General features: G+C 63.9%; 22 protein-coding genes and 1 riboswitch. Of the genes, 4 read left to right on the forward strand and 18 right to left on the reverse strand.

What is annotated here, in order from left to right; genetic code table 11:
- Positions 1-68 precede the first annotated feature (68 nt).
- From DSM104635_RS17405 to DSM104635_RS17460, 12 genes are all read right to left on the reverse strand, one after another.
- Positions 69-2,567, reverse strand: coding sequence for a sensor histidine kinase (locus tag DSM104635_RS17405; protein WP_158767437.1), 2,499 nt, complete (start codon positions 2,565-2,567; stop codon positions 69-71).
- Between the two features lie 114 nt (positions 2,568-2,681).
- A complete protein-coding gene (locus tag DSM104635_RS17410; protein WP_158767438.1) occupies positions 2,682-3,377 on the reverse strand; it encodes an energy transducer TonB in 696 nt (231 codons plus the stop codon).
- 157 nt (positions 3,378-3,534) lie between these two features.
- Complete coding sequence (gene ahcY, locus DSM104635_RS17415) at positions 3,535-4,932, reverse strand: adenosylhomocysteinase (protein ID WP_158767439.1); 1,398 nt, start codon at positions 4,930-4,932, stop codon at positions 3,535-3,537.
- Between the two features lie 18 nt (positions 4,933-4,950).
- A riboswitch (S-adenosyl-L-homocysteine riboswitch) is annotated at positions 4,951-5,029 on the reverse strand.
- 101 nt (positions 5,030-5,130) lie between these two features.
- Positions 5,131-6,369, reverse strand: coding sequence for a mechanosensitive ion channel (locus DSM104635_RS17420; protein ID WP_158767440.1), 1,239 nt, complete (start codon positions 6,367-6,369; stop codon positions 5,131-5,133).
- A gap of 145 nt (positions 6,370-6,514) precedes the next feature.
- The gene (locus DSM104635_RS17425) at positions 6,515-7,378 is read right to left on the reverse strand and encodes an N-acyl homoserine lactonase family protein (protein WP_158767441.1); all 864 of its coding nucleotides are present in this window, start codon (positions 7,376-7,378) and stop codon (positions 6,515-6,517) included.
- A gap of 27 nt (positions 7,379-7,405) precedes the next feature.
- Positions 7,406-7,687, reverse strand: coding sequence for an SWEET family sugar transporter (locus DSM104635_RS17430; protein WP_158767442.1), 282 nt, complete (start codon positions 7,685-7,687; stop codon positions 7,406-7,408).
- Positions 7,688-7,692: 5 nt separating this feature from the next.
- Complete coding sequence (locus DSM104635_RS17435; protein ID WP_158767443.1) at positions 7,693-7,947, reverse strand: GlsB/YeaQ/YmgE family stress response membrane protein; 255 nt, start codon at positions 7,945-7,947, stop codon at positions 7,693-7,695.
- A 70-nt stretch (positions 7,948-8,017) separates the two neighbouring features.
- Positions 8,018-9,703 (reverse strand): M61 family metallopeptidase, encoded by a 1,686-nt coding sequence (locus tag DSM104635_RS17440; protein WP_158767444.1) that lies wholly within the window; start codon positions 9,701-9,703, stop codon positions 8,018-8,020.
- On the reverse strand, positions 9,700-9,975 hold the full coding sequence (locus DSM104635_RS17445; RefSeq protein WP_158767445.1) for an HPr family phosphocarrier protein: 276 nt from the start codon (positions 9,973-9,975) through the stop codon (positions 9,700-9,702). The genes DSM104635_RS17440 and DSM104635_RS17445 overlap by 4 nt, the downstream gene beginning before the upstream one ends.
- Positions 9,976-9,996: 21 nt before the next feature.
- A complete protein-coding gene (locus DSM104635_RS17450) occupies positions 9,997-10,404 on the reverse strand; it encodes a PTS sugar transporter subunit IIA (protein ID WP_158767446.1) in 408 nt (135 codons plus the stop codon).
- A gap of 121 nt (positions 10,405-10,525) precedes the next feature.
- Complete coding sequence (locus DSM104635_RS17455; RefSeq protein ID WP_158767447.1) at positions 10,526-12,181, reverse strand: sensor histidine kinase; 1,656 nt, start codon at positions 12,179-12,181, stop codon at positions 10,526-10,528.
- Positions 12,150-12,848, reverse strand: coding sequence for a response regulator transcription factor (locus tag DSM104635_RS17460; RefSeq protein ID WP_158767448.1), 699 nt, complete (start codon positions 12,846-12,848; stop codon positions 12,150-12,152). Before DSM104635_RS17460 ends, DSM104635_RS17455 begins: the two co-directional genes overlap by 32 nt.
- A 217-nt stretch (positions 12,849-13,065) precedes the next feature.
- Between DSM104635_RS17460 and DSM104635_RS17465 the strand changes: the two genes are divergently transcribed.
- Both DSM104635_RS17465 and DSM104635_RS17470 read left to right on the forward strand, forming a co-directional pair.
- Positions 13,066-13,476 carry a VOC family protein gene (locus DSM104635_RS17465; protein ID WP_158767449.1) on the forward strand — a complete coding sequence of 137 codons (411 nt, stop codon included), beginning with the start codon at positions 13,066-13,068 and terminating at the stop codon, positions 13,474-13,476.
- Positions 13,477-13,556: 80 nt separating this feature from the next.
- Positions 13,557-14,321 (forward strand): SDR family oxidoreductase, encoded by a 765-nt coding sequence (locus DSM104635_RS17470; RefSeq protein WP_158767450.1) that lies wholly within the window; start codon positions 13,557-13,559, stop codon positions 14,319-14,321.
- On the opposite strand, the gene DSM104635_RS17475 is transcribed toward DSM104635_RS17470, so the two are convergent.
- The 5 genes from DSM104635_RS17475 to DSM104635_RS17495 are packed head-to-tail and all read right to left on the reverse strand — an operon-like array spanning position 14,318 to position 19,233.
- The gene (locus DSM104635_RS17475; RefSeq protein ID WP_158767451.1) at positions 14,318-14,752 is read right to left on the reverse strand and encodes a hypothetical protein; all 435 of its coding nucleotides are present in this window, start codon (positions 14,750-14,752) and stop codon (positions 14,318-14,320) included. The genes DSM104635_RS17470 and DSM104635_RS17475 overlap by 4 nt on opposite strands.
- Positions 14,753-14,794: 42 nt before the next feature.
- Positions 14,795-15,202, reverse strand: coding sequence for a GFA family protein (locus DSM104635_RS17480; RefSeq protein WP_158767452.1), 408 nt, complete (start codon positions 15,200-15,202; stop codon positions 14,795-14,797).
- Between the two features lie 2 nt (positions 15,203-15,204).
- Positions 15,205-15,516, reverse strand: a complete 312-nt coding sequence (locus DSM104635_RS17485; RefSeq protein ID WP_158767453.1) for a hypothetical protein — start codon at positions 15,514-15,516, stop codon at positions 15,205-15,207.
- Positions 15,513-18,398: a DNA polymerase I gene (gene polA, locus DSM104635_RS17490; RefSeq protein WP_158767454.1), complete on the reverse strand. Its 2,886-nt coding sequence runs from the start codon at positions 18,396-18,398 to the stop codon at positions 15,513-15,515. Before polA ends, DSM104635_RS17485 begins: the two co-directional genes overlap by 4 nt.
- A gap of 31 nt (positions 18,399-18,429) precedes the next feature.
- Positions 18,430-19,233: an isocitrate lyase/PEP mutase family protein gene (locus tag DSM104635_RS17495; protein WP_158767455.1), complete on the reverse strand. Its 804-nt coding sequence runs from the start codon at positions 19,231-19,233 to the stop codon at positions 18,430-18,432.
- A gap of 115 nt (positions 19,234-19,348) precedes the next feature.
- Here DSM104635_RS17495 and DSM104635_RS17500 point away from each other — a divergent pair, with 115 nt between their 5' ends.
- A complete protein-coding gene (locus DSM104635_RS17500) occupies positions 19,349-20,059 on the forward strand; it encodes a hypothetical protein (RefSeq protein WP_158767456.1) in 711 nt (236 codons plus the stop codon).
- Here the strand turns inward: DSM104635_RS17500 and DSM104635_RS17505 are convergent.
- Complete coding sequence (locus tag DSM104635_RS17505; RefSeq protein WP_228445745.1) at positions 20,056-20,289, reverse strand: zinc-finger domain-containing protein; 234 nt, start codon at positions 20,287-20,289, stop codon at positions 20,056-20,058. The genes DSM104635_RS17500 and DSM104635_RS17505 overlap by 4 nt on opposite strands.
- A 93-nt stretch (positions 20,290-20,382) precedes the next feature.
- Here DSM104635_RS17505 and DSM104635_RS17510 point away from each other — a divergent pair, with 93 nt between their 5' ends.
- Positions 20,383-21,327, forward strand: a complete 945-nt coding sequence (locus DSM104635_RS17510) for an ABC transporter ATP-binding protein (RefSeq protein WP_158767457.1) — start codon at positions 20,383-20,385, stop codon at positions 21,325-21,327.
- Positions 21,328-21,397: the final 70 nt, after the last annotated feature.

Here is a 21,397-nt window from a genome sequence, read left to right on the forward strand (position 1 = left end):
CGAGCCCTTTTGCGAAGGGCTGAAATCGAGTTGAATGGTCAACGGCTGGAAAGGGCCCAGAAGCGGACCTAAGCCGCGCGTCTCTCGCCTGGTGGTGTTGGCGGTGGGCCAGCTTGCGGGGCGTGTACGGGCAAATGGCACGTCACCGTGACGCCGCGGCCTGGTTCGCTGGCTAGCGCGACCCAGCCGCCGTGCATTTCTACGAACGAACGCACCAGCGCCAAACCTAACCCCGCGCCGCGGCGGTCGCCGGATTCGAAGCTGTCGAAGGCTTTGGCTTGTTGGTCGAACGCCATGCCTTTGCCGGTGTCGGCCACGGTGAGGCGGATGACGCCGTCGAGGCGATCGGCGGAGACGGTGATAGTGTCGCCGCGCTCGGTGTGACGGAGTGCGTTGGAGAGCAGGTTCACGATCACTTGGGTGATGCGCTTTTGGTCGGCGTCGATGGCGCCGATCTTCGGATCGCACTTCACGCGGATCGGCACTTCAGTGTCGCGCGCCTTGGAGGCGGCCATCTGCACGGAGTCCGCGATGGTTTCGTAGACATCCATGGGCGCGAGATCGAGCGCGACATTGCCGGCTTCGACCATGGCGACGTCGAGGATGTTGTCGATCAGCTTCGAGAGATTGCCCGAGGCTTCGATGATGGAGCCGACTTGATCGATCTGGCGATCGTTGAGCGGGCCGAACACCTTGTGCTGCAGCATTTCGGCGTTGCCGTAGATCGCCTGCAGCGGGTTGCGGAGCTGGTAGGAAACGTTCTCGACGAACTGGCCTTTGAGCTTGTCGGCGGTTTCGAACGCTTCGGCGCGCTCACGCAGCGCTTCTTCGACGCGGCGGTCGGCGGTGATGTCCTGGAATGCGACGAGCGTGGCGCCGTCCGGCAGCGGACGGGTGAGGAATTTGAGCACGCTCTCGTCGCTGCGGCGCATTTCGCTGCGATATTCGGTGCGCGCCTCCGGGGACGGGTCGGTGATGCGGGCGCGGACTTTCGCCCACTCGGCTTTGTCGTGGAACAGGTGCTCGCAGGCGGCGACGACTTTGTCGAACGGCATGTCGTCTTCGAGCGCGCTGGGCTCCAGCGTCCACATTTTCGAGAATGCGGCGTTGGAGAGCTTCAAGCGCCCGTCGAGGCCGAACACGACGATGGCTTCGTGCAATTTATCGAGTGCTGCCTTCTGCGTTTGCAGTAGCGCGTCGTAGGAGCTCTTCAGCGACACTTCATTGGTGATGTCGGAGAAGATCAGCAGCAAGCCGCCGCTGGGGTGACGCTGGCGCGCGATGCGGAGCATGCGGCCATCGGGCAGCACCCACATGTCTTGCGGCAGTTCCGCGACTTCCTGGTAGAGCGCGAGTTCGCCGGCGCGCCACTCGGCGTAGTTGGCGTGCGCCGGGAGTTTGCGCTTCTCTTTGAGGTAATCGAGCCACGCGGCGTGCACCGGGCGATCCTGCAAGAAGGCGGGATCGAGACCCCACATCGCTTCGAAGGCGCGGTTGTGAAAGACGAGGCGCTTTTGCGCGTCGAACACGGCGATGCCTTCGGCGAGGTGGTCGAGCGTCTCGTCGTGCGCGCGCTGTTGCTTGGAGAGCTGCTCGCGCGAGGCTTCGGTGTCGGTGACGTCGATGGCGATGCCGGCAGCGCCCCCGGCGACGGGGCTCATGCGGATGCGCAGTGTGCGGAGCTGGCCGCCGACAACGGCGGAGCGGGTTTCTTCGACGGCAGCGCCGGCTTCGATGGCTTTGCGCGCCAGTTCGGTGGCGCCTTGGTCGAGCTGCAGGTTGCGTTGGATGGCTTGGTCGAGCGACTTGGCTTCGAGTGCGGCCAGATAATCCGGGTTGGCCCATTCGAGCTTCAGCGCGCCATTGACGCGCCAGGCCATGAACGGCGCTGCGTTCCACATTTCGAGGAAGGCGGCGGGATCGCGGGCGATGACTTCGCGACCGCCTTCGATGCGGCCACGGGCGCCGCCCTCTTCCACACCGCGGACGCTGGCGTCGAGCATCCACACCACGGCGCGGGCGCCGGCGGTGCGGCCGTCGACTTCGACGTAGATGCCGTCGGGCGTCGAGATCTTGATCGAGAACGGCGCGCCTTCGCGGCGGAGCCTTGCGAGTGATGGCGCGAGGCGGGTGACGTTGCCGGTGGCGTCGTTAGCGTCGAACAGCGTCAGGCCCTGCAGGATGCGGATCGAGGGCTCGGCGGAGACGGCGCTGTCGGAGAAGCGCAGCAGGCTCGCGAGCGCGAGCGGGCTGCCATAGATGCGCGGGCGGCCCCACTCGCCTTCGCCGTCGGTGACGAGGTCTTCCCAGATCAGCACGACACCGGGAAACGCGCCAAACACGGCGTCGGCCCAGGCGACTTTGTCTTCGAGTTCGCGGACGCGCTTCTTCCAGACTTCGACGGTGCCTCGCGCGCCATCGGTTACGCGCAGCGCCCACAGGAGCGATGCTACCGCGATGGCCGCTGCGCCAGCCGCCACAAGCAAGCTTGCGAATCCACCGTCCAAGGCGCCGACCCCTAAATTCCATCCGAACAGCGAAACGAATCGCTGCAACCCCGCGCTCATTCTTAGCTGCTTCGCGGCTAAAGCCATGGGCGCGGCTGGGCTTAAGCGTTAACAACAACTTAAAATGATGAACGCGCGGTTAAGTTAAGAAAGATCAACGTCTTAACGTGCCGCTCAGCCGGTGCGGCGGATTTTTTCCACGGCTTGCTGCGCGGCGTGGAGCGTGGGGCGGAGTTTCCGCGCGCGGCGGCCGCTCTCTTGCACCTTCGCGGCGCCGGCGATGCGGAAGACGAACGGGATGCGGTAGCTCGAGCCGAAGCGGACGTGGGTGTCAGGCTTGGGTTGAAACTTCGCGACGGTGAGCGCTTCGCGTGCGGCTTCGTAGAACACGTCGGACGGCCATGCATAGACGCAGTGGATGTTCTTGGCGACGCCGTTGGCGCTGACTTCGAACTCGGCCACCGCCACGCCTTCGACGCCGAGGCGGCGCGCGAGCTTCGGGTAGCGCGCATGCAGGGGTCCGGCGATTTCCCAGGGCATAGCGTTGGGATCGTCTTCGTCGCGCTGCGCCGGTTCGGCGTTTTTCCAGACCACACAGCACGGGCCGCCGGGTAGTCCCTGCTTCATGCGCTGCACTTCGCGGTGCGCGGCGCGCCTCTCGCGCGCCCAGTCGGCAAAGTTCACCATCAGCAGCACGAGGCCGAGCACGACGGCGCCTGAGGCGAGCAAAGATGCGCTTGGGCCCCAGCCTTGCGCGCGCAACGCGCCGGTGAGGCCGAGATGGACGACGACGACGATGATGAAGAGCGCGCCGTAAAACAGCGCGCGCATGGTCAGCGTCGAGAGCGTGCGTGTGGCTTGAACCAGCATGGCGCGTCGTTATCCCCAGGCGTTCATGCCGAACGCGCGTCGCCCGCGCAATGATCCCGCGCACGCGGCGGGGCGGCGCTTGTGAGTAACGCTAGCAAACGAAAGACGCCGCCCCTGCTTGGGACGGCGTCTCGCGTTCTGATCGTTGGCCGCCAGCTTAGTAGCGATAGTGATCCGGCTTGAACGGGCCGGCGGTGGGCACGCCGATATAGTCGGCTTGCTCTTTCGTGAGCGTCGTCAGTTTCACGCCGAGCTTGTCGAGGTGGAGCGTGGCGACCTTTTCGTCGAGGTGCTTCGGCAGCGTGTAGACCTGGTTTTGGTAGGCTTTGCCGTTGGTCCAGAGTTCGATCTGCGCCAGCGTTTGGTTGGTGAAGCTGGCGGACATTACGAAGCTCGGGTGGCCGGTGGCGTTGCCGAGGTTCACGAGGCGGCCTTCCGAGAGCACGATGATCTTCTTGCCGTCCTGGAATTCGACGTGGTGGACTTGCGGCTTGATCTCGTCCCACTTGAAGTTCTTCAGACCCGAAATTTGAATCTCGGAATCGAAGTGGCCGATGTTGGCGACGATGGCGTTGTTCTTCATCGCGCGCATGTGATCGACGGTGAGGACGTCCTTGTTGCCGGTGGCGGTGACGAAGATGTCGGCGAGCGGCGCGGCCTCTTCCATGGTCACAACCTGATAGCCTTCCATCGCCGCCTGCAGCGCGCAGATCGGATCGACTTCAGTGACCATCACGCGCGCGCCGCCTTGGCGCAGCGATGCGGCCGAGCCTTTGCCGACATCGCCGTAGCCGGCGACGACCGCGACTTTGCCGGAGAGCATGACGTCGGTGCCGCGGCGGATGGCGTCGACCAGTGACTCACGGCAGCCATAGAGGTTATCGAACTTCGACTTGGTAACGCTATCGTTGACGTTGATGGCCGGGAACGGGAGCTCGCCCTTCTTGGCCATTTCGTAGAGGCGATGCACGCCTGTGGTGGTTTCTTCCGAGACGCCCTTCACCGAGGCCTTGATGGCTTCGTAGAACCCAGGCTTGTCCTTCAGATACTTCTTCATCGTGGCAAAGAGCGCTTCTTCTTCCTCGTTGGAATGATCGGCGATGACGCCGGCATCCTTCTCCGCCTTCGGGCCGAGCACGCAGAGCAACGTCGCGTCGCCGCCATCGTCGAGGATCATGTTGGCGTATTGGCCGTTCGGCCATTGGAAGATGCGGTGGGTGTAGTCCCAGTACTCCGCGAGACTCTCGCCTTTCACGGCGAACACCGGCGTGCCCTTGGCGGCTATGGCCGCGGCGGCGTGGTCTTGCGTCGAGAAGATGTTGCACGAAGCCCAGCGCACTTCGGCGCCGAGCGCTTGCAGCGTCTCGATCAGCACCGCGGTTTGGATCGTCATGTGCAGGGAGCCCGCGATGCGCGCGCCCTTCAGCGGCTGCTTCGGGCCATACTCGGCGCGCACAGCCATCAGGCCGGGCATTTCGGTTTCGGCGATGTTGATTTCCTTGCGGCCGTAGTCCGCGAGGCTGATGTCTTTCACGACGTAATCTTTAGCGCTCATCGCGCGCCCTCCTTCGAGAGTTCGCGAGCGTCGTTTTCCAATTGGAAAACCCGTCGAGCCTGGCGGAGTGGATACCGTCGCAACGCTCCTCGGCGGGCGGCGTGGCATAGCAAAAGACGGGACGGCTGCAAACCCCGCCCGTCAGCAAAGAGCCGCCGGTTTCCCGGCGGCTCCTATGCTTTTCCGTAGATTAGGGCATTATTCGCCAGTCCACCGCGCCAGCAGTTTCTTGGCGGCGTCGCGTCCGCCGACACCGAAGGCAATCGCGACCGCGACCGCCACCGAGCCGAGGATGAGGCCGAACGCCAGCACGATGATGTCGTTGGCGAGGCCCATGAACCGGAGGCCCACCGCCGTCGCCAGCGCGATCACACCCCAGCGCACGAAAGCTGAGATGATCTCGGACGAAGGCTTGCCTTCCTTGGTCGAGGCGGCCGCGAAGATGTTCGCGAGCAGGATGCCCAAGGCGATGATCACGGCGCCGAAGAGAACGCGCGTGGCCAAGGTGAGCACTTCGCCCAGCATCGACGCCATGGCGCCGAACTCGAGCAGACGCGCTGCTTCGACCGCGGCGAACAGGACGATGCCGATCAGCACCGCGAGGCCGATCATGCGTGATGGCGGGAATTTCGCGAAGTTGATGGTGTCGACGCCAGGCGTGAGATCCATCTTCTCGCGGCCGACGCGGATCGGTTCGGCGTTGGCGATCGAGGAGATGATGTCGTCGAAGCCGATCGACTTCAGGCCCTCTTCCGTCAGCGTCATGATCCAGCGGCCGACGACGTAGGCGATGAAGATGATCAAAGCCGCGCCGATGACGCGCGGGATGGTCATCAGGATGTTGTTCAACATCGCCGTAGCCGGATCGGAGATGGCAGTGATGTTCAAGACATCGAGCGCGGCGATCGAGACCGGGATGATGATGAGTGTGAACACCAGGATGCCGAGCAGACGCGCGAGGCCAGGGCCGCTCGGGGTGTGGGTAAGGCCCGCATCGACCAGGCGGCGATCGAGCTCGACCGCTTCGACCGCGGCCTCGACCATGCGCCGCACGATGGTGGCGAGCACAAAACCGATGAAAAAGATCAGCGCCGCGCCGACAACCGCCGGCAGATAGGCCAGGAAGCCGCGCACCATGTCATAGAGCGGCGTCACCACTGCAGTCAGCCGCAGCACAGTCAGCGCCGCCATGAAGCCGAGCAGCCAGACCAGCCAGTAGCCGACCTCGCCGACACGTTCGCCGACATCGACCATGGGTTTGGCGGTCGCTGGGCTGGCGCCGTCGCGGCGCGAGAAGAACGGGATGCGATCAACGCCTTTGGCAATCGCCCACTTCACGGCCTTCGCCGCAAAGTGCGCGATGATAAGAATGATGATCGCGCCGCCAATGCGGACCGCCCAGTCCTGAGCAGCCACATAGTCAATGGTAATCGGCATGTGCAGTCTCTCCCTCGTGAGCTGCGTTAAAGATGCGCCGAGGATCGCCGGAACGCACGCAAATCATAGGATTTGCACGCGCTAGGCGTGCGTTCGCCATGCTGCGACCGCGAGATATTCGCTTTTTGCGCGCGTTGCGCTGCGCTTAGTTCAACGCTTCGGGGAAACGCGGCATGGCGTCGAAATCTTCCTGCACGTGCTCACGAATCACCAGCGCCTCGTTTTCGCGGGCAAGGGCTTCGACTTTATCCATCGAAGCGATGGTTTGGGCGCGGTCGGTGTTGAAGCTCGGCACCAGGCGTCGTTCGCGACTTTCGGCGAGGTGCCACATGTCGCCGGTGACCAGCACGGCGCCGGCGTTGGGTAGCTGCACCAGGAGCACGGTGTGACCCGGCGTATGACCTGGCGCTTGAATAACTCGCACCGAGCCGTCGCCGAACACGTCGTGCTCCGCATCGCCTTCAATCAGCTGGGTCTCAGCGGTTTCGAGGCGGTTGTAATTGTTGAAGTCCTGCGGATCGGCGCGGTGTTCAGCGTCGAACATGCGCGTGCGCTCGTCCGCATCGACGATCCACGTTGAGGCGGTGAAGAGATTGCCATTGCCGGTGTGATCCGAGTGCATGTGGGAGAACGATACAAACTCGATGTCGGCGGGCGTGAGGCCAAGTTGTTGTAATTGCGCGGTGAGCTTCACCGGAACGACGAAGTGTGCGGGGAAGCCATCGGGGCGCCAGCCGTCGGGCATGTCGGCGATCGCTTCGGGCAAACCTGTGTCCCAGATCAGATCGCCGCTCGGGTGGCGGATCAGATAGCAAGGCACGACGAGCGTGCGGCTTTGGCCGTTCATGGAGCCGTCGTCGGCGAACATGCCGATGTCGGAGAACGTCGAGTGACCGCAATCCATGGCGTAGAGCTGCACGGCTGGCGGATCAGGTTCAGGTGCGCCGGATTGATTGCACGCCGCAAGCGCACACGCCGCCGCAGCCAACAACGCATTACGCAATGCCATCGCGAACTCCCTCACATTCGGCGCCGTTCAAGCGCGTCCGTCGCCGAAACGCAAGCGGAGGACGAAGATGACGCTTACGAGAACAAGGCATACGGCGTTCGCGAGCATCACCGGCCAAGAACCACTGAGCGCGCCGTAGATCGTCCAACAGATGAAGCCGACAATTGTCACTGCATACATGCGAAGCGAGACGCCTGAGGCGTCTCGCTCGCGCAGCATCTTCACAATCTGCGGCACGAAGCTCGCCATCGAACACAAGCCGGCGGCGACGCCGAACGCGTTTATCAACCAGATCGGCGCGTCGGGCATGCGCGCTAGGCGCGTTTGATGACGCGCACGATCAGCAGCAGAATCACGGCGCCGATGAAGGCGGTGATGATGGTGTTGATGATGCCCGGCATGAAAGCGAAGCCGATGGCGCCGAACAACCAGCCGCCGAGAATGGCGCCCAGGATGCCGACGATGATGTTGCCCAGCAGGCCGAAGCCGAAGCCTCGTACGACAAGGCCAGCGAGCCAGCCGGCAACTGCGCCGACGATAATCCAGATGATGAGGGTTTCAGCGCTCATTACCAATCTCCCAGCGCCATAGGGCGCTTTCGTGAGGTAACGGGCGAATGCAGGCAGAGTTCCCTTCCGCTCAACCGCCGCCGAGAACGGCGCGGCATTGCGCGAGGCGCTCGCCTTCAAGCGGCGCCTCAAGCACGAATTCCTGCAGCGTGTAAGAGCCAGTCCCGCGCGGCATGAAGCGAATGGTGCGTTCGGCGTCGCCGTCGCGCACGATGTAGACGATTTCGACGTCGGCGTTGCCGACCTCGCCGGCTTCGCGGCGCAGAATTGCCATGCCGTCACGCAAGCCTGCCGCATACGCCGGCGATTGCGGATTGAGGCCGGTGACGACGTTGTTGTTCGCGGTCGTGGCTTCGACATCGAAACCGCGGTGAAACCGCGTGACCTCGCGCGTCGTGACGCGGCCACACGGCGCGAAGGCGTCTTCAGGCAACAGCACCGCTGCGCCCTGCTCGACATAGGTTTGCAGGTCGTCGCCCAGCGCTAGCCCCATCTCCGGCGCGACGCGCGCGAAGAGATCGGTGGCATAGACTTGCGGTTCGCGCGCCATCGCGCCGGCCATCGAACGGCGCTTCATCTCCAGCACGACGTCGTCGAAATCGCGCCCACCGCCGGCGGCGCGAAGACGGTGATCCCAGATCGTCGCGAGCAAACGCCCGCGCTGATAGGGCAGCGAGCGCACGTCGGGATCGTTCCAGAAATCCACATTGATGCGCGCATTGGTTTCGGTACGCGCGGGCGACCCGCCGTAGGCGCGCAGCATACGGTTCAGATCGCTCGCGAACTCCTGCGGCGTCCACAACCCCGAACGCACCATGACGCGGCCGGTGTAGAAATCGGTGAAGCCTTCGGAGAGCCAATATTGCGAGGCCTCGTCCACTTCCGAAATGCCGCCGATCCGGCGCGGCACCCACGTGTGCTGGCCTTCGTGCGCAAGCGTGCGCGCGATCGCGGCTTCTTCGGCGTTTGGCGTGGCGAAGAACGCGAACGCGTCGGCTAGGCCGGTGCCGCCGAGGCTGCGGAAACCCGGGGCGGTTTGCGCGAGCTGCGTCATCGTCACCAGGAACGGTTCGTCACGGTCGCCCCAGAAGGCGCGCTGCGCCGCGAGGATCGCGCCGATGCGATCGGTCAGCGCTTCATCAGTGAACGCCCAGGCGCCACGGATCGCCACGCGCATCGGTCCGCGCGTCAACACCCGATAGTCGCCGCCGACAAGCACGCTTTGATGAACCGCCTCGAGCGTCAGACCACGATGTTCGAGATCCGAGGCGAAGCTCCAGCCGCGTGGAAAACCGCGTGCGCGCACGGACACCCGCGTGGCTGCATCGAGGTCAGGCGTGATGAGCGCGGTCTCGCCGATGAGATGGTAATAGGTCGAGCGCACGATTGGCCGATACGGATTGCCGCCGATGCCCGTGGGCTCGCCGTCCCAATCCTGGATCACGCGGTACGAGATGCGCACGCGCGCGTTCGGACGATGGCGGAGCACGCGTTCGCCCGCATCTCCGGTCTCGACAATCTCGGCGCCGGAGGCGCTTAGGCCCTCGATGCCGCGCCAGAGTTCGGACTCACTGGCCCATGAATCGGGAAGTCTGATGCTGGTTTCGCCGTCGGCGTCGCCACGGAAAGAAAAATGAACCGCGACCGCCGTAAGCGCGCCGTCGCGCATCACCGGCGACAGCGTGTACTCAACACGCGGCGCCGGCGCGAACGCGGCGCAGACCAACACCGCCAGTGCAGCAATGAAGCGCTTCATTCGTCTTCATAGAATTTGGCGGCGAACAGCTTTTCGACTTCCGCCATCGCCTCTTCGGCCTGCGGCCCGCGCGCTTCGACTTCGACGTCGGAGCCGATGCCAGCGCCGAGCATCATCAGATCCATCAGCGAGCGGGCGTCGGCTTCATCCTCCTCGCGGCGGACCATGATGCGGGTGCTCTCATAATTGAGCGCAAGTTCGGCCAGCCGGCGCGAGGCGCGTGCGTGCAGGCCCTTCTTGTTGGTGACCGCTATCGTGCGTCTTACGCTCATGCCAGCTCAGCCGCGCCCCTGTTAGGCCGCACCGCCAGCGAGTTCGATCGAGGCGACACGGATGTAACGACGGCCGGCATCCTGCGCGGCAAGAGCTGCTTCGGGCAAGCTCACTTTGTCCCGGACCTCGGCGAGCTTGATCAGCATGGGCAGGTTCACGCCGGCAATGACTTCGGTCTTGACCTGGTTGATCACCGAGATGGCCAGGTTCGACGGCGTGCCGCCGAACATGTCTGTGAGGATGACGACGCCGTCGCCGGTTTCAACGGCGCGTACAGCGTCAATGATGTCGCCGCGACGCTCTTCCATGTTGTCATGAGGCCCGATGGCGATAGCGCGCATCTGTTCTTGAGGCCCAAGGACGTGCTCGGCGGCAGCGACGAACTCGTCAGCAAGCCGGCCGTGGGACACCACGACTACGCCAATCATTTAGTGCTCCCGCCACCCGCCAAGGTGGGCCTGCTTCGAAGGGCCGGACAATAGACCTTCGCGCCCTCGATAAAAGCGAAAGCCGCACGCCGCTTACAGTTTTCGACGAATAGTCGCAGCATCAAGCCCTCGCGGCTGCCGCAAGCGGCAATTCCACTATTAGGCGTGCTCCACCGCGCTCGCCACGGCCTAGGCCGTCGAGATTTTGCGCGAAGATGCGGCCGCCGTGACTGGTCACGATCTGGCGAGCGATGGAGAGGCCGAGGCCAGAATTGCCGCCGAAGGCCACGCCCTTGGGGCGCTGGGTGTAGAAACGCTCGAACACGGTTTCGAGATTCTCCGGCGGAATGCCCGGGCCTTGGTCTTCGACCTGCGCACGTACGATCGAGCCGTCTTTGTTTTTCAGAATCTCGATCGTGACCGTGACCATGCCGCCGGGCGGGCTGAATGAACGCGCGTTGTCGATCAGGTTGCGGAACACCTGGCCGAGCGGGCCCTCTTGGCCGAGGACGATCACGCCCGCGGGCCGATCGCCTTTGAATACGACGGGCGCTTTCAATTCTTCGTCCGGCGCCGGCGCATAGGCGCGCGTCAGTTCGTAGAGCAGCGCGCCGAGATCGACTTTGCCGAGATCACCGCGTGCGGTCTCCGCTTCGATGCGACTGGCGCGGGCGATATCGGTGACGAGGCGGTCGAGCCGCTGCACGTCTTGGGCGACGATGGCGAGCATTTGGGTTTGCTGCGCCGGCTCGCGGGCGTTGCGGGCGGATTCCACCGCGGACTTGATCGACGCCAGCGGGTTCTTGATTTCGTGGCTGACATCGGCGGCGAAGCGTTCGTTGGCGTCGATACGATCGGCGAGAGCGCCGGTCATGGCTTCCATGGAATGGCTGAGAGCGCCGATTTCGTCCTTACGACGTGAAACATCGGGCAGCGAAAGGCGGGTTGAGCCGCTGAGGCGCAGACTATCCGCCGCTTGCGCCAATGTGCGCAGCGGGCGCGCGATGAAGAGTGCGAGCAGCAGCGAAGAGAGGAAGATCGCGACGGTGGCGCCGAGCACGAACGGGATCATGCTAGCGCGCTCGGCGACCAGGATGCGCTCCACGTCGGCGCTTTCGATAGTGACGGTGCCCATCACGGCTTGGACGCGCCGGAGCGGCAGCGTCACGGAGACAACGCGCTCACCTTTTTCGTTGAGCCGCTCGCCGCGCGCGATCTCACCGCGCTGGGCGCGGGCAATTTCTTCTTCCAGTGAGATGGTCGGCCGCCATGGCGTGAGCCGTATGTATTCGACGCGCTGCGCGGTGCGGCGGATCGACTGGCCGATGCTTTCCTCTTGGCCGACTTCCGGCAGCGCCGTTTCTTCAAGCCGATCGTAGATCACGTCGCTGTCGGCGATCAGCCGCCCGTCGTCCGCGAACATCCGTACGCGTGGCTGCCCGACGCCGCCCCGTGCGCCCTCCGCGATGGGCGGCAAGATGCGCCTCAGCGTGTCGCGCACTCTGACCTCGTTCACATACGGATAGGGATCGCCCTCAACCGTACCGGTCTCGATCAGCAGGTTGGTGATGAGCTCGCCCTGCGTGCGCAGATTGCGGAACTGCGCGTCGGTCAGGCCTGCGCGCATTTCGGTGAGCAACAGCACGCCGAGCACCAGGACGAACAGTCCGGCGAAATTCCAGATGAAGATGATGCGGGCGATGCGTGAGCGCGCAACCGCGCGCAAGCCCTCGCCGCGACCGCCTTCAGGCTTCGTTGTAGCGATAGCCGACGCCATAGAGGGTTTCGATCGCGTCGAAGTCGCCGTCGATGTCGCGGAACTTCTTGCGGAGCCGCTTGATGTGCGAGTCGATGGTTCTGTCGTCGACATAGACCTGATCGTCATAAGCCGCGTCCATCAGCTGATCCCGGCTCTTCACGTAGCCCGGGCGCTGCGCGAGCGCTTGGAGGATAAGAAATTCGGTGACCGTGAGCCGCACTTGCTCGCCCTTCCAGGTGCAGGCGTGGCGGTTCGGATCGAGCGTGAGTTCGCCACGCACGATCGGCTTTTTGTCCCCTCCCGGATCGGCGCCAGGCATGTTGGCGCGCGTGCGGCGCAGCAACGCTTTCACGCGCTCACTGAGCAGGCGCTGAGAGAAAGGCTTTTTGATGTAGTCGTCGGCGCCGACATTGAAGCCGACCACTTCGTCCATCTCGTCATCCTTCGAGGTCAGGAAGATAACCGGCAGGTTCGACGATTGGCGCAGGCGCCGCAGCACTTCGACGCCATCCATGCGCGGCATCTTGATGTCGAGAATGGCGATGTCCGGCGGCGCCTCGGCGAGCGCCGCCAAAGCCGTGGCGCCATCGGTGTAGCTGCGCACGGTGTAGCCTTCCGCTTCGAAGAAGACCTTCAGTGAAGCGAGGATGTTCTCGTCGTCGTCGACAAGGGCGATGGTGGCCATGGGGGGCTGCGGTTCCTGACTTTGCCGTAATGAACTGGCGTTGGCAGTCTTAGCCGTCAATGCCGGGGTTGGAAACAGGTTCTAGGGCCGCGCGCGCCCGCTCTCTGGAAATTGACTGCGCGATTGTGCCGGCGGCGAGCGCGTGGCGCGAATGATGATGAAACTGTGGCGGAAAGGCTGACTGGACAAGTCTTTGCGCCGCTCCAGATCAACCCGCATGCCTACCTATCATCGCGGTCGCCTCGTCGACCATGTTCACCTCCGTGTCTCGGATCTTGGCGCTTCAAAGCGCTTCTATCGCGACGTCCTGGCTACGCTCGGACGCGAGCCGACGATCGAAACTGACGACGCTATCGGCTTCGACGAACTCTGGATTGACGCCGCCGACAGCGCCGGGCCGAGCCACGTCCACCTCGCCTTCCAGGCCGCGGATCGCGATGCGGTGAAACGGTTCTACGAAGCTGGCCTCGCAGCCGGCGGGCGCGACAACGGCAAGCCGGGCGAGCGCGACTATCACCCCGGCTACTACGCCTGCTTCCTGCTCGATCCGGATGGGCACAACATCGAGGCGGTGCATCACGGCCCGTTTACGCGCAACGTAGAGTCGGTTGAGTTCAAAGTCGGCTAGGAACTCGGCGGCGGGTCCGATAGCGGCCAGACTTCGAGGGACGACGCTCGCACTCTCGCTCCAAGTTCAAAGGAGCGAACATGAAGGTGCTTGCAAACAAAGTAGCGATCATCACGGGCGCCAGTTCCGGCATCGGCCACGCCGCGGCGAAACTGTTTGCCGCCGAAGGCGCGCGCCTTGTGCTTGTCGCACGGCGGCAGGCCGAACTGGAAGCGCTCGCCAGTGAAATCGGCGCGCATGGCGGCGAATGCGCCATCTTGGCTGGCGACGTGCGCCATGAAGAGACCGCGCTGGACGCGGTCACTCTAGCGCAGCGCGCTTTCGGTGGGCTCGACATCGCCTTCAACAATGCGGGCTCACTCGGCGAAATGGGCGAGGTCACCGAGATTTCGCCCGACGGCTGGCGCGACGCCATAGAAGTGAACCTCACCAGCGCCTTCTTCGCCGCACGCCACCAAATCCCGGCCATGCTCGCGCGCGGCCGCGGGTCGCTGATCTACACCTCGACCTTCGTCGGCCACACCGCAGGCTTCCCCGGCATGAGCGCCTATGCGGCGAGCAAGGCGGGCGTGATCGGACTCACGCGCAACCTTGCGGCGGAGTACGGACGCAAAGGCATTCGCGTGAATGCCCTGCTACCGGGCGCTGTCGATACGCCGATGGGCCGGAGCGTCGCGCACAGCGAAGAGATCCGCTCTTTCGTCGCCAACTTAAACGCCATGAAGCGCATTGCCGCGCCCGAGGAACTGGCACGCGCGGCGCTCTTTCTGGCGTCGGATGCGTCGAGCTTCATGACGGGCGAAGCGATGCTGGTGGACGGAGGCGTCTCGATCAACCGGACTTAGTGCACGTCGGCGCGTGCGCGGCTGAGCGTGAAGCCGTGGCCGGCGGCGCTGGCGCAGGCGACGCCGGCGTCAGTGATGTCGCAGGTGTACGGGCCTTCGGCCCAGCGATCGCCGTAGGCGATGGTCTCGCCGCTGCAACAGCCGCGCTCGTCGGTTTGAACGATGCGCGCCTCGCCGTTTTCCGGCAGCACGACGCGGACGTATTCCGGCTCTGCGCGGTCGCACTGCAGCTCGGCGCCGGGTTCGGCGGGTTGGTACACGTCCGTGCCGCCGGACGGGATGTAGATGCAGCCGATGTTCCCGGATGGCGCCATAAAGGTGACGGCCGCGCCAGGCGTGGCGGCAACTTCCACCGCTGGTTCGGCGGGCGGTGGCGCTGCCGGCGAACACGCGGCGCACGCCATCAGGGCCAAGGCGAGAAAGAAGCGCATGAGAGCAGTCTGCGCTCGCGCCTGCTTCGGCACAACGGCGGACTAGTCGTCAGTGCGCGATTTTTGAAACGCCGGCAGGCCGTCGCCAAACTTCACCCAATCGAGATCGTGGGCGAGCCAGGAATGGTGCGTGGGCGGGAAGGCGTTGGGTTTGTCGAGGCTGGCGGTGGTGACGTCGATGTAGCTGTCGTCGTCGGTGCGGCGGTAGGTGAGCTGCGTGCCGCACGCGCCGCAGAACGTGCGCTCGACATGCGCGGAGGATTTGTACTTCTTCGGGCGGCCTTGAGTGACGGCGTAGGCTTCGGGCGCCACCGTGATCCAGGCGACGACCGGCGCGCCGGAGACGCCGCGACATGTCTTGCAGTGGCAGATCATGCTGTTGGTTGGCTTGGCGGAAATGGCGTAGCGGATCGCGCCGCAGTGGCAGGCGCCGGTGGCTTGCTTTGACATGCTCACTCCGCCGACGTGTCGACCTTCTTAAATCGATCTAAGAGCAGGCCGATCAGGCTCGCGATAACGACTATTACAATGAAAACGATTAGAAAGAAGGACGACCAAGTCGCCGATGATGAGAGAACTGTCGGGGCAATGTAATCCAGAGCCGGCAGGGCACGTCGCCACGGCAATTCGCCCCTAGCAACCATGAGCAGCACTTCAACAATGGCGGCGCCACACAAATAAAAAGCCATCAGCAGAAAGAGCGCTAGCCAACCGCCAATTAGCCTTAGCACGATGTTGCGCAGAGCGATCCCGCGCGCGGTCAATGCGCTGCGCCCCAGCTCGCGCCCGCTTTCGCTTCCACAGTCAGCGGCACGCTGAGCACTGCCGCCGGCTCCGGTGCGGCTTCCATCACGTCTTTCGCCAGCTTGCAGAGTTTATCCGCTTCATCCTTCGGCGCTTCGAAGACGAGTTCGTCGTGGACTTGCAGCAGCATGCGCGACTTGAGTTTGGCTTTCGCCAGCGCCGGAGGAAGCCGGACCATGGCGCGGCGGATGATGTCGGCGGCAGCGCCTTGGAGTGGCGCGTTGATGGATTGGCGTTCGCCGAAGGCGCGCTCCTGGTGGTTTTTCGATTGCACGCCTTTGACCCAGATGCGGCGGCCGAAGATGGTCTGCACGTAGCCGTGCTCGCGCGCGAACGCTTTGGTGGATTCCATGTAGTCGCGGATGCCGGGGAAGCGTTCGAAATATTTCTTGATATAGGCGCCGGCTTCTTCGCGCTCGATGCCGAGATTGCGCGCGAGGCCGAAGGCGCTGATGCCGTAGATGATGCCGAAATTGATCGCCTTGGCATTGTTGCGGATTTCCTTCGGCATGCCTTCGACCGGCACGCCGAACATTTCCGACGCGGTGCGCGCGTGAATGTCGACGCCGTCGGCGAAGGCTTGCTTCAGCTGCGGAATGTCGGCGACGTGCGCGAGCAGACGGAGTTCGATTTGGCTGTAGTCAGCGGAGACGAGGACGTTGCCCTTCTCCGCGATAAACGCATCGCGGATGCGGCGGCCTTCTTCGGTGCGGATCGGGATGTTTTGCAAGTTCGGGTCGTTGGACGCGAGGCGCCCTGTGGTGCTGGCGGCGAGCGCGTAGGTGGTGTGAACGCGGTTTGTTTGCGGATTGACGGCCGCTTGCAGCGCCTCGGTGTAGGTGTTGCGGAGCTTCGAGAGCTGACGCCACTCGAGCACTTTTGCCGGCAGTGCGTGCTCTTCGGCGAGCCCGCTCAGAATGGACTCGTCGGTAGACCAGGCGCCGGTTTTGGTTTTCGAGCCGCCTTGCAGCTTCATCTCGTCGAATAGCACTTCGCCGATCTGCTTGGGTGAGCCGATGTTGAACTCACGGCCAGCCAAGCCATACGCTTCGGCTTCGTACTGAGCCATGCGCTGCGCGAAATCGCCGGAGAGACTCGACAGCATTTGCGGGTCGATCTTGATCCCCTCGCGTTCCATCGCCGCGAGCACCGGCGGCAACGGGCGCTCCAGCGTTTCGTAAACCGTGACGAGGCGTTCGGCGCCGAGTTCTGGCTTTAGCTTGCGCCACAGGCGGAGCGCTGCGTCGGCCTGTTCGCACGAATAAGCCACGGCGCGCTCGATGGGCGCGAGATCGAAGGTGATTTGCGCTTTGCCTTTGCCGGTGACATCGGCGCGGGACGCCAATTCGTGGCCAAGGTGCTTCTCGATCAGCGCAAACTTGTCGTGATCGTCCATGCCGCCATAGAGCGTGTAGGAGATCAGCATCGGATCGTCGTAGGGCGCGAGCGTGATCTTGTGCTTGGCGAAGAGCGCGATGTCCCATTTGACGTTGAGGCCGACCTTCACGACGGACGGATCTTCCAGCAGCGGATGCAGCGCAGCGAGCGCTGCGGTGAGCGGGATTTGTTCGCCGACATCGGGCGCCGCTTTCTCCGCCGGGACTTCAGACGCGAACAGTTCGCCTGCGCGCGAATCCGCGCCGCGGTGCGCGAGCGGCACATAGATCGCATCGTTGGCGCCGAGGGAGAGTGAAAGGCCGACGAGTTGCGCGCGCGTTGCGTCGTGCGCGTCGGCTTCGGTGTCGAGGCCGACGGCGCCGGCGGCTTTGGCGCGCGCGATGTAGGCTTCCAGCGTTGGGAGATCGCGGACGGTTTTGTAGGCGTCGCGCTTGAATTCTTTCTCTACGGCTTCAACAACGCGACCGGGCGCGCGCGTGGATTGAGCGGCGGCTTGTGGGGCTGCTGCTTGGGCGGCGGCGTATTGGGCGACGATCTCTTCGCCTTTTTCCTTCGAGTAGTAATCGCGCACGCGACGGCTGAGCGTGCGGAATTCCATGGCTTCGAGGAACGTCAGCAACATGCCGGGATCGGGTTCGCGGACGGCGAAGTCTTCCCACTTGTCTTCCACGGCGACGTCATCGCGCAGCGTCACTAGCTGGCGCGAGATGCGGATTTGGTCGGCGAAGTTGATCAGGGTTTCGCGGCGCTTTTGTTGCTTTACTTCGTTGGCGCGTTCGAGGATGGCGTCGAGCGAGCCGAACGTGTTGATGAGTTCGGCGGCGGTCTTGGGGCCGATGCCGGGGGCGCCGGGGACGTTGTCGGTGCTATCGCCGATCAACGCTTGCGCATCGATCACCTTGTCCGGCGTAACGCCGAACTTCTCCATCACTGCTTCGGGGCCGAGCGCCTTGTTCTTCATCGGATCGTAAAGCTGGATCACTTCATCGACGATGAGCTGCATCAGATCCTTGTCGGACGAGATGATTTTCACCGTGGCGCCGTTCGCGGCGGCTTGGCGCGCGTAGGTGGCGATCAGATCGTCGGCCTCGAAACCGCCCATCTCGATGCACGGCAGATTGAACGCGCGCGTGGCGTCGCGGATCAGCGGGAATTGCGGCACCAGATCTTCTGGCGCCGGCGGGCGATGCGCTTTGTATTCGGGATAGAGTTCGTTGCGGAAGGTTTGCTCACTCTTGTCGAAGATGACCGCGAGGTGCGTCGGCGCCTCGCTCCCCTTCATCTCGGAGAGAAACTTCCAGATCATATTGCAAAAGCCGGCGACAGCGCCGACGGACACGCCATCAGACGCGCGCGTCAGCGGCGGCAGTGCGTGATAAGCACGAAAAATGTAGCCCGATCCGTCGATCAGGAAGAGCCGCGGTGCATTCTGCTTCTTAGCCATCGCGCCTATCTAGGCGCTTCGCGGCAGCGCCTCAACCGAACAGCTTGTTGTAGTCCGGCGGCGTGCCGCGGCGGGCCCAGAGGGCGTCGGCGTCGCCGTCGCGCAGGAATTCCTCGGTCGATGCGATCAGGGCGGCCATGGCGATGGTGTAAGGCGACGTCGCCGCGGACATGCGCTTGACGCCGAGCGCTTTGAGTTCGTCGAGCTTCGGCAGGCCGGGGCGCGCCATGATGTTCACCGGCATCCCTGCGCCATCGACGACGGCCTTGATCTCATCAGCTTTCACGATGCCTGGCACAAAGAGCCCGCTCGCGCCTGCAGCTTTGATCGCAGCCGCGCGGCGCAGCGTTTCGGCTTGCGCCTGCTCGGCCGGGACGAGTTGCTTCAAGTAGACGTCGGTGCGGGCGTTGATGAAGAGATTGACGCCTGCCTTCTCGACGGCGTTGCGGATGGCTTCGATCTTTTTCAGATGCAGTTCGTGCGGCTGTTTGCCGTCTTCGAGATTGATGCCGACGGCGCCGGCGTTGATGAACGCCAGCACGTTCGCCGCTGCTTGCTTCGGATCGTCCGAGTAGCCGCCTTCAGCGTCGCACGTGATCGGGACGCTGACGACGCGGGCGATGTCGGCGACGGTGATGGCAAGGCGCTCTGGCGGGAAGTGGTGCCCATCGGCGTAGCCTTGCGACCACGCCACGGCGGCGCTCGATGTCGCGATCGCCTTGGCGCCCAGATCCTGCGTCACCCGCGCCGAGCCCGCGTCCCACGCATTGGGCAGCAACAGCAGCTCCTTGTGCAGAGCATGAAAGGCGGCGGCGTCTTGCGGGCGTGCGGGCATGGGTCTCTCCTTTGCAGCGGAGATAGTGCGTCGGCGCCGCACTCACACGCCGCAAACGGACTCTAGCATTTCTTTTAGGTTGCGGGCACACGGGAATGCGGGGAAAATCTTCGCGATGAAGCTATCGCTCCTGGCCGGTTTGGCGTTCCTTGCGCTTGCCGCACCCGCACAAGCGCATGCACAGGTCAGCGGGCTTGCCGTCGATCCGCCACCGGCGCCGAATCCGGAAGAGGCGGCGCCTTCCGCAGAGCGCGCGGCCTTCCTCCAGCGTTACGTGCAATCGGATGCGCCGCGCCATGAGCGCGATCGCGCTTTCCGGCGCCTGCTCAGGCGGTTGGAGACGGGTTCGCAGGAGCACCAGCGCTGGGTTGGGCGCTACCGGGACTTTCTCGTTCAGCAGGCCGGTTTGATCGCGGCTGAGCACGCGGCGGCGCCTCGACCGGCTGTCACCGTCTGCACGGTGGCAAGTGATGCGCCATCCGGCATGAACTTTATTGGGCTCCGTCAGTATTGTGCGCCAGATTTCGCCGGTGACTCGGCCTACGCGGACGATCTCGATCTGATGGCGCGTGCAGCAGCGATCGAGGGCAACCAGGCGCGACGCATCGCGCTTATGGAATCCGTGACGATCCTGCGCTGGTGGCGCGTGCCGGATCAAACGCGGTGGGCAATGTTGGCGCGTGACGCAGCACGCGCGGGGCTTCGCGATACCGCCATCGGATATTGCTCAGCGACGCGCATCTATCCGATCTATCAAGCATTCCCGGATGCTGCCGGCGCCGCGCCGGACGCGGTTGAACGATGCATCGAGTCGCTCAGCGGCTAGTGCCCATCGTCCGCGCCTTCGGCCAGCACGAAGCGGCGGTCGCAGTAGAGGCACTCGACGAAATTGTCTTCGCCCATGTCGTAGAACACGACCGGGTGACCGAGCGCGCCGCCGCCGCCGTCGCATTTCACGCGCTTGGCAGTCACGGTTACGACTTCCGGCGCCGGCATCGCGTCGGGATCGCCCGGCGTCATCTGGTCGGTCCTCGGATTGTCGTGAAGCTTGCTCATTATATTGCCGGTCCGGGTTGAAGCGTTTGGCGCGCGCCCGTACCTAAAGCGCATCGCGCGCCCGCGCAATGCGGCGCCTCCCCCAGGACTTCCATGCTCGCACCCGCCGCGCCGCCCGATTTCGCGATCCAGGCCAAGGGGCTGGACAAGACGTACCGCGCTCAGGGCAAGGGCAAGGCGGTGCATGCGCTGAAGGCGATCGATCTGGAGATACCGCGCGGCTCGTTCTTCGGGCTGCTGGGGCCGAACGGCGCCGGCAAATCGACCTTCATCAACATTCTCGGCGGCCTGGTGGTGAAGAGCGGTGGAACCGCGTCGATCTGGGGCAACGACATCGACGGCGATCCGATGAACGCGCGCGGCGCGATCGGCATCGTGCCGCAAGAGCTGAACATGGATCCGTTCTTCTCGCCTGGCGAAGCGCTGGAGATTCAAGCGGGCTATTACGGCGTGCCGAAGAGTGAGCGTAAGACGGAAGAGATTCTGAAGGCCGTCGGGCTTTGGGATAAGCGCGATGTGTACGCGCGCACATTGTCTGGCGGCATGAAGCGGCGGCTGTTGGTGGCGAAGGCGATGGTGCATGCGCCGCCCGTGTTGGTACTGGATGAGCCGACGGCTGGTGTGGATGTCGAGCTGCGGCGCCAGCTTTGGGATTATGTGCGCGAGCTGCATGCGAGCGGCGTCACGATCGTGCTGACGACGCACTATCTCGAAGAGGCGCAAGAGCTTTGCGATACGATCGCGATCATCAACCACGGCAATGTGATTGCGTGCGAGCCAACGTCGAAGCTGATTTCACGGCTGGATAGTAAGACTTTGGTAGTGACGCCGACCGATCCGATCACGCTGCCGGTGCAGGGCTTCGAGGACGTGACGTTCGCGATGCGGCCGACGGGCGCGATCGCGGTCACGTATCACACCAAGGAACACAGCGTCGAAGAGATGCTGGACCGCGTGCGCAACGCCGGCATCGCGATCAAGGATCTCTCGATCGAAGAGCCAGACTTGGAAGACGTGTTCGTGGAGCTAACGGCATGATTCAGAGTCATTCCAGGCGAAGCGAAGCGGAGACCTGGAATCCAGGCAACCGGTCAGCCGTTGGCCCTGG

This window comes from Terricaulis silvestris (genome assembly GCF_009792355.1).
Lineage (GTDB): Bacteria > Pseudomonadota > Alphaproteobacteria > Caulobacterales > Aquidulcibacteraceae > Vitreimonas > Vitreimonas silvestris.

Coding starts and splice junctions, on each gene's coding strand:
- ahcY (WP_158767439.1), bottom strand. CDS start 4,932: ATGAGCGCTAAAGATTACGTCGTGAAAGACATCAGCCTCGCGGACTAC.
- DSM104635_RS17505 (WP_228445745.1), bottom strand. CDS start 20,289: ATGAGCAAGCTTCACGACAATCCGAGGACCGACCAGATGACGCCGGGC.
- DSM104635_RS17435 (WP_158767443.1), bottom strand. CDS start 7,947: ATGAGCGCTGAAACCCTCATCATCTGGATTATCGTCGGCGCAGTTGCC.
- DSM104635_RS17465 (WP_158767449.1), top strand. CDS start 13,066: ATGCCTACCTATCATCGCGGTCGCCTCGTCGACCATGTTCACCTCCGT.
- DSM104635_RS17475 (WP_158767451.1), bottom strand. CDS start 14,752: ATGCGCTTCTTTCTCGCCTTGGCCCTGATGGCGTGCGCCGCGTGTTCG.
- DSM104635_RS17430 (WP_158767442.1), bottom strand. CDS start 7,687: ATGCCCGACGCGCCGATCTGGTTGATAAACGCGTTCGGCGTCGCCGCC.
- DSM104635_RS17460 (WP_158767448.1), bottom strand. CDS start 12,848: ATGGCCACCATCGCCCTTGTCGACGACGACGAGAACATCCTCGCTTCA.
- DSM104635_RS17495 (WP_158767455.1), bottom strand. CDS start 19,233: ATGCCCGCACGCCCGCAAGACGCCGCCGCCTTTCATGCTCTGCACAAG.
- DSM104635_RS17425 (WP_158767441.1), bottom strand. CDS start 7,378: ATGGCATTGCGTAATGCGTTGTTGGCTGCGGCGGCGTGTGCGCTTGCG.
- DSM104635_RS17410 (WP_158767438.1), bottom strand. CDS start 3,377: ATGCTGGTTCAAGCCACACGCACGCTCTCGACGCTGACCATGCGCGCG.
- DSM104635_RS17445 (WP_158767445.1), bottom strand. CDS start 9,975: ATGAGCGTAAGACGCACGATAGCGGTCACCAACAAGAAGGGCCTGCAC.
- DSM104635_RS17480 (WP_158767452.1), bottom strand. CDS start 15,202: ATGTCAAAGCAAGCCACCGGCGCCTGCCACTGCGGCGCGATCCGCTAC.
- DSM104635_RS17440 (WP_158767444.1), bottom strand. CDS start 9,703: ATGAAGCGCTTCATTGCTGCACTGGCGGTGTTGGTCTGCGCCGCGTTC.
- DSM104635_RS17450 (WP_158767446.1), bottom strand. CDS start 10,404: ATGATTGGCGTAGTCGTGGTGTCCCACGGCCGGCTTGCTGACGAGTTC.
- DSM104635_RS17470 (WP_158767450.1), top strand. CDS start 13,557: ATGAAGGTGCTTGCAAACAAAGTAGCGATCATCACGGGCGCCAGTTCC.
- DSM104635_RS17500 (WP_158767456.1), top strand. CDS start 19,349: ATGAAGCTATCGCTCCTGGCCGGTTTGGCGTTCCTTGCGCTTGCCGCA.
- DSM104635_RS17510 (WP_158767457.1), top strand. CDS start 20,383: ATGCTCGCACCCGCCGCGCCGCCCGATTTCGCGATCCAGGCCAAGGGG.
- DSM104635_RS17455 (WP_158767447.1), bottom strand. CDS start 12,181: ATGGCGTCGGCTATCGCTACAACGAAGCCTGAAGGCGGTCGCGGCGAG.
- DSM104635_RS17420 (WP_158767440.1), bottom strand. CDS start 6,369: ATGCCGATTACCATTGACTATGTGGCTGCTCAGGACTGGGCGGTCCGC.
- DSM104635_RS17405 (WP_158767437.1), bottom strand. CDS start 2,567: ATGAGCGCGGGGTTGCAGCGATTCGTTTCGCTGTTCGGATGGAATTTA.
- polA (WP_158767454.1), bottom strand. CDS start 18,398: ATGGCTAAGAAGCAGAATGCACCGCGGCTCTTCCTGATCGACGGATCG.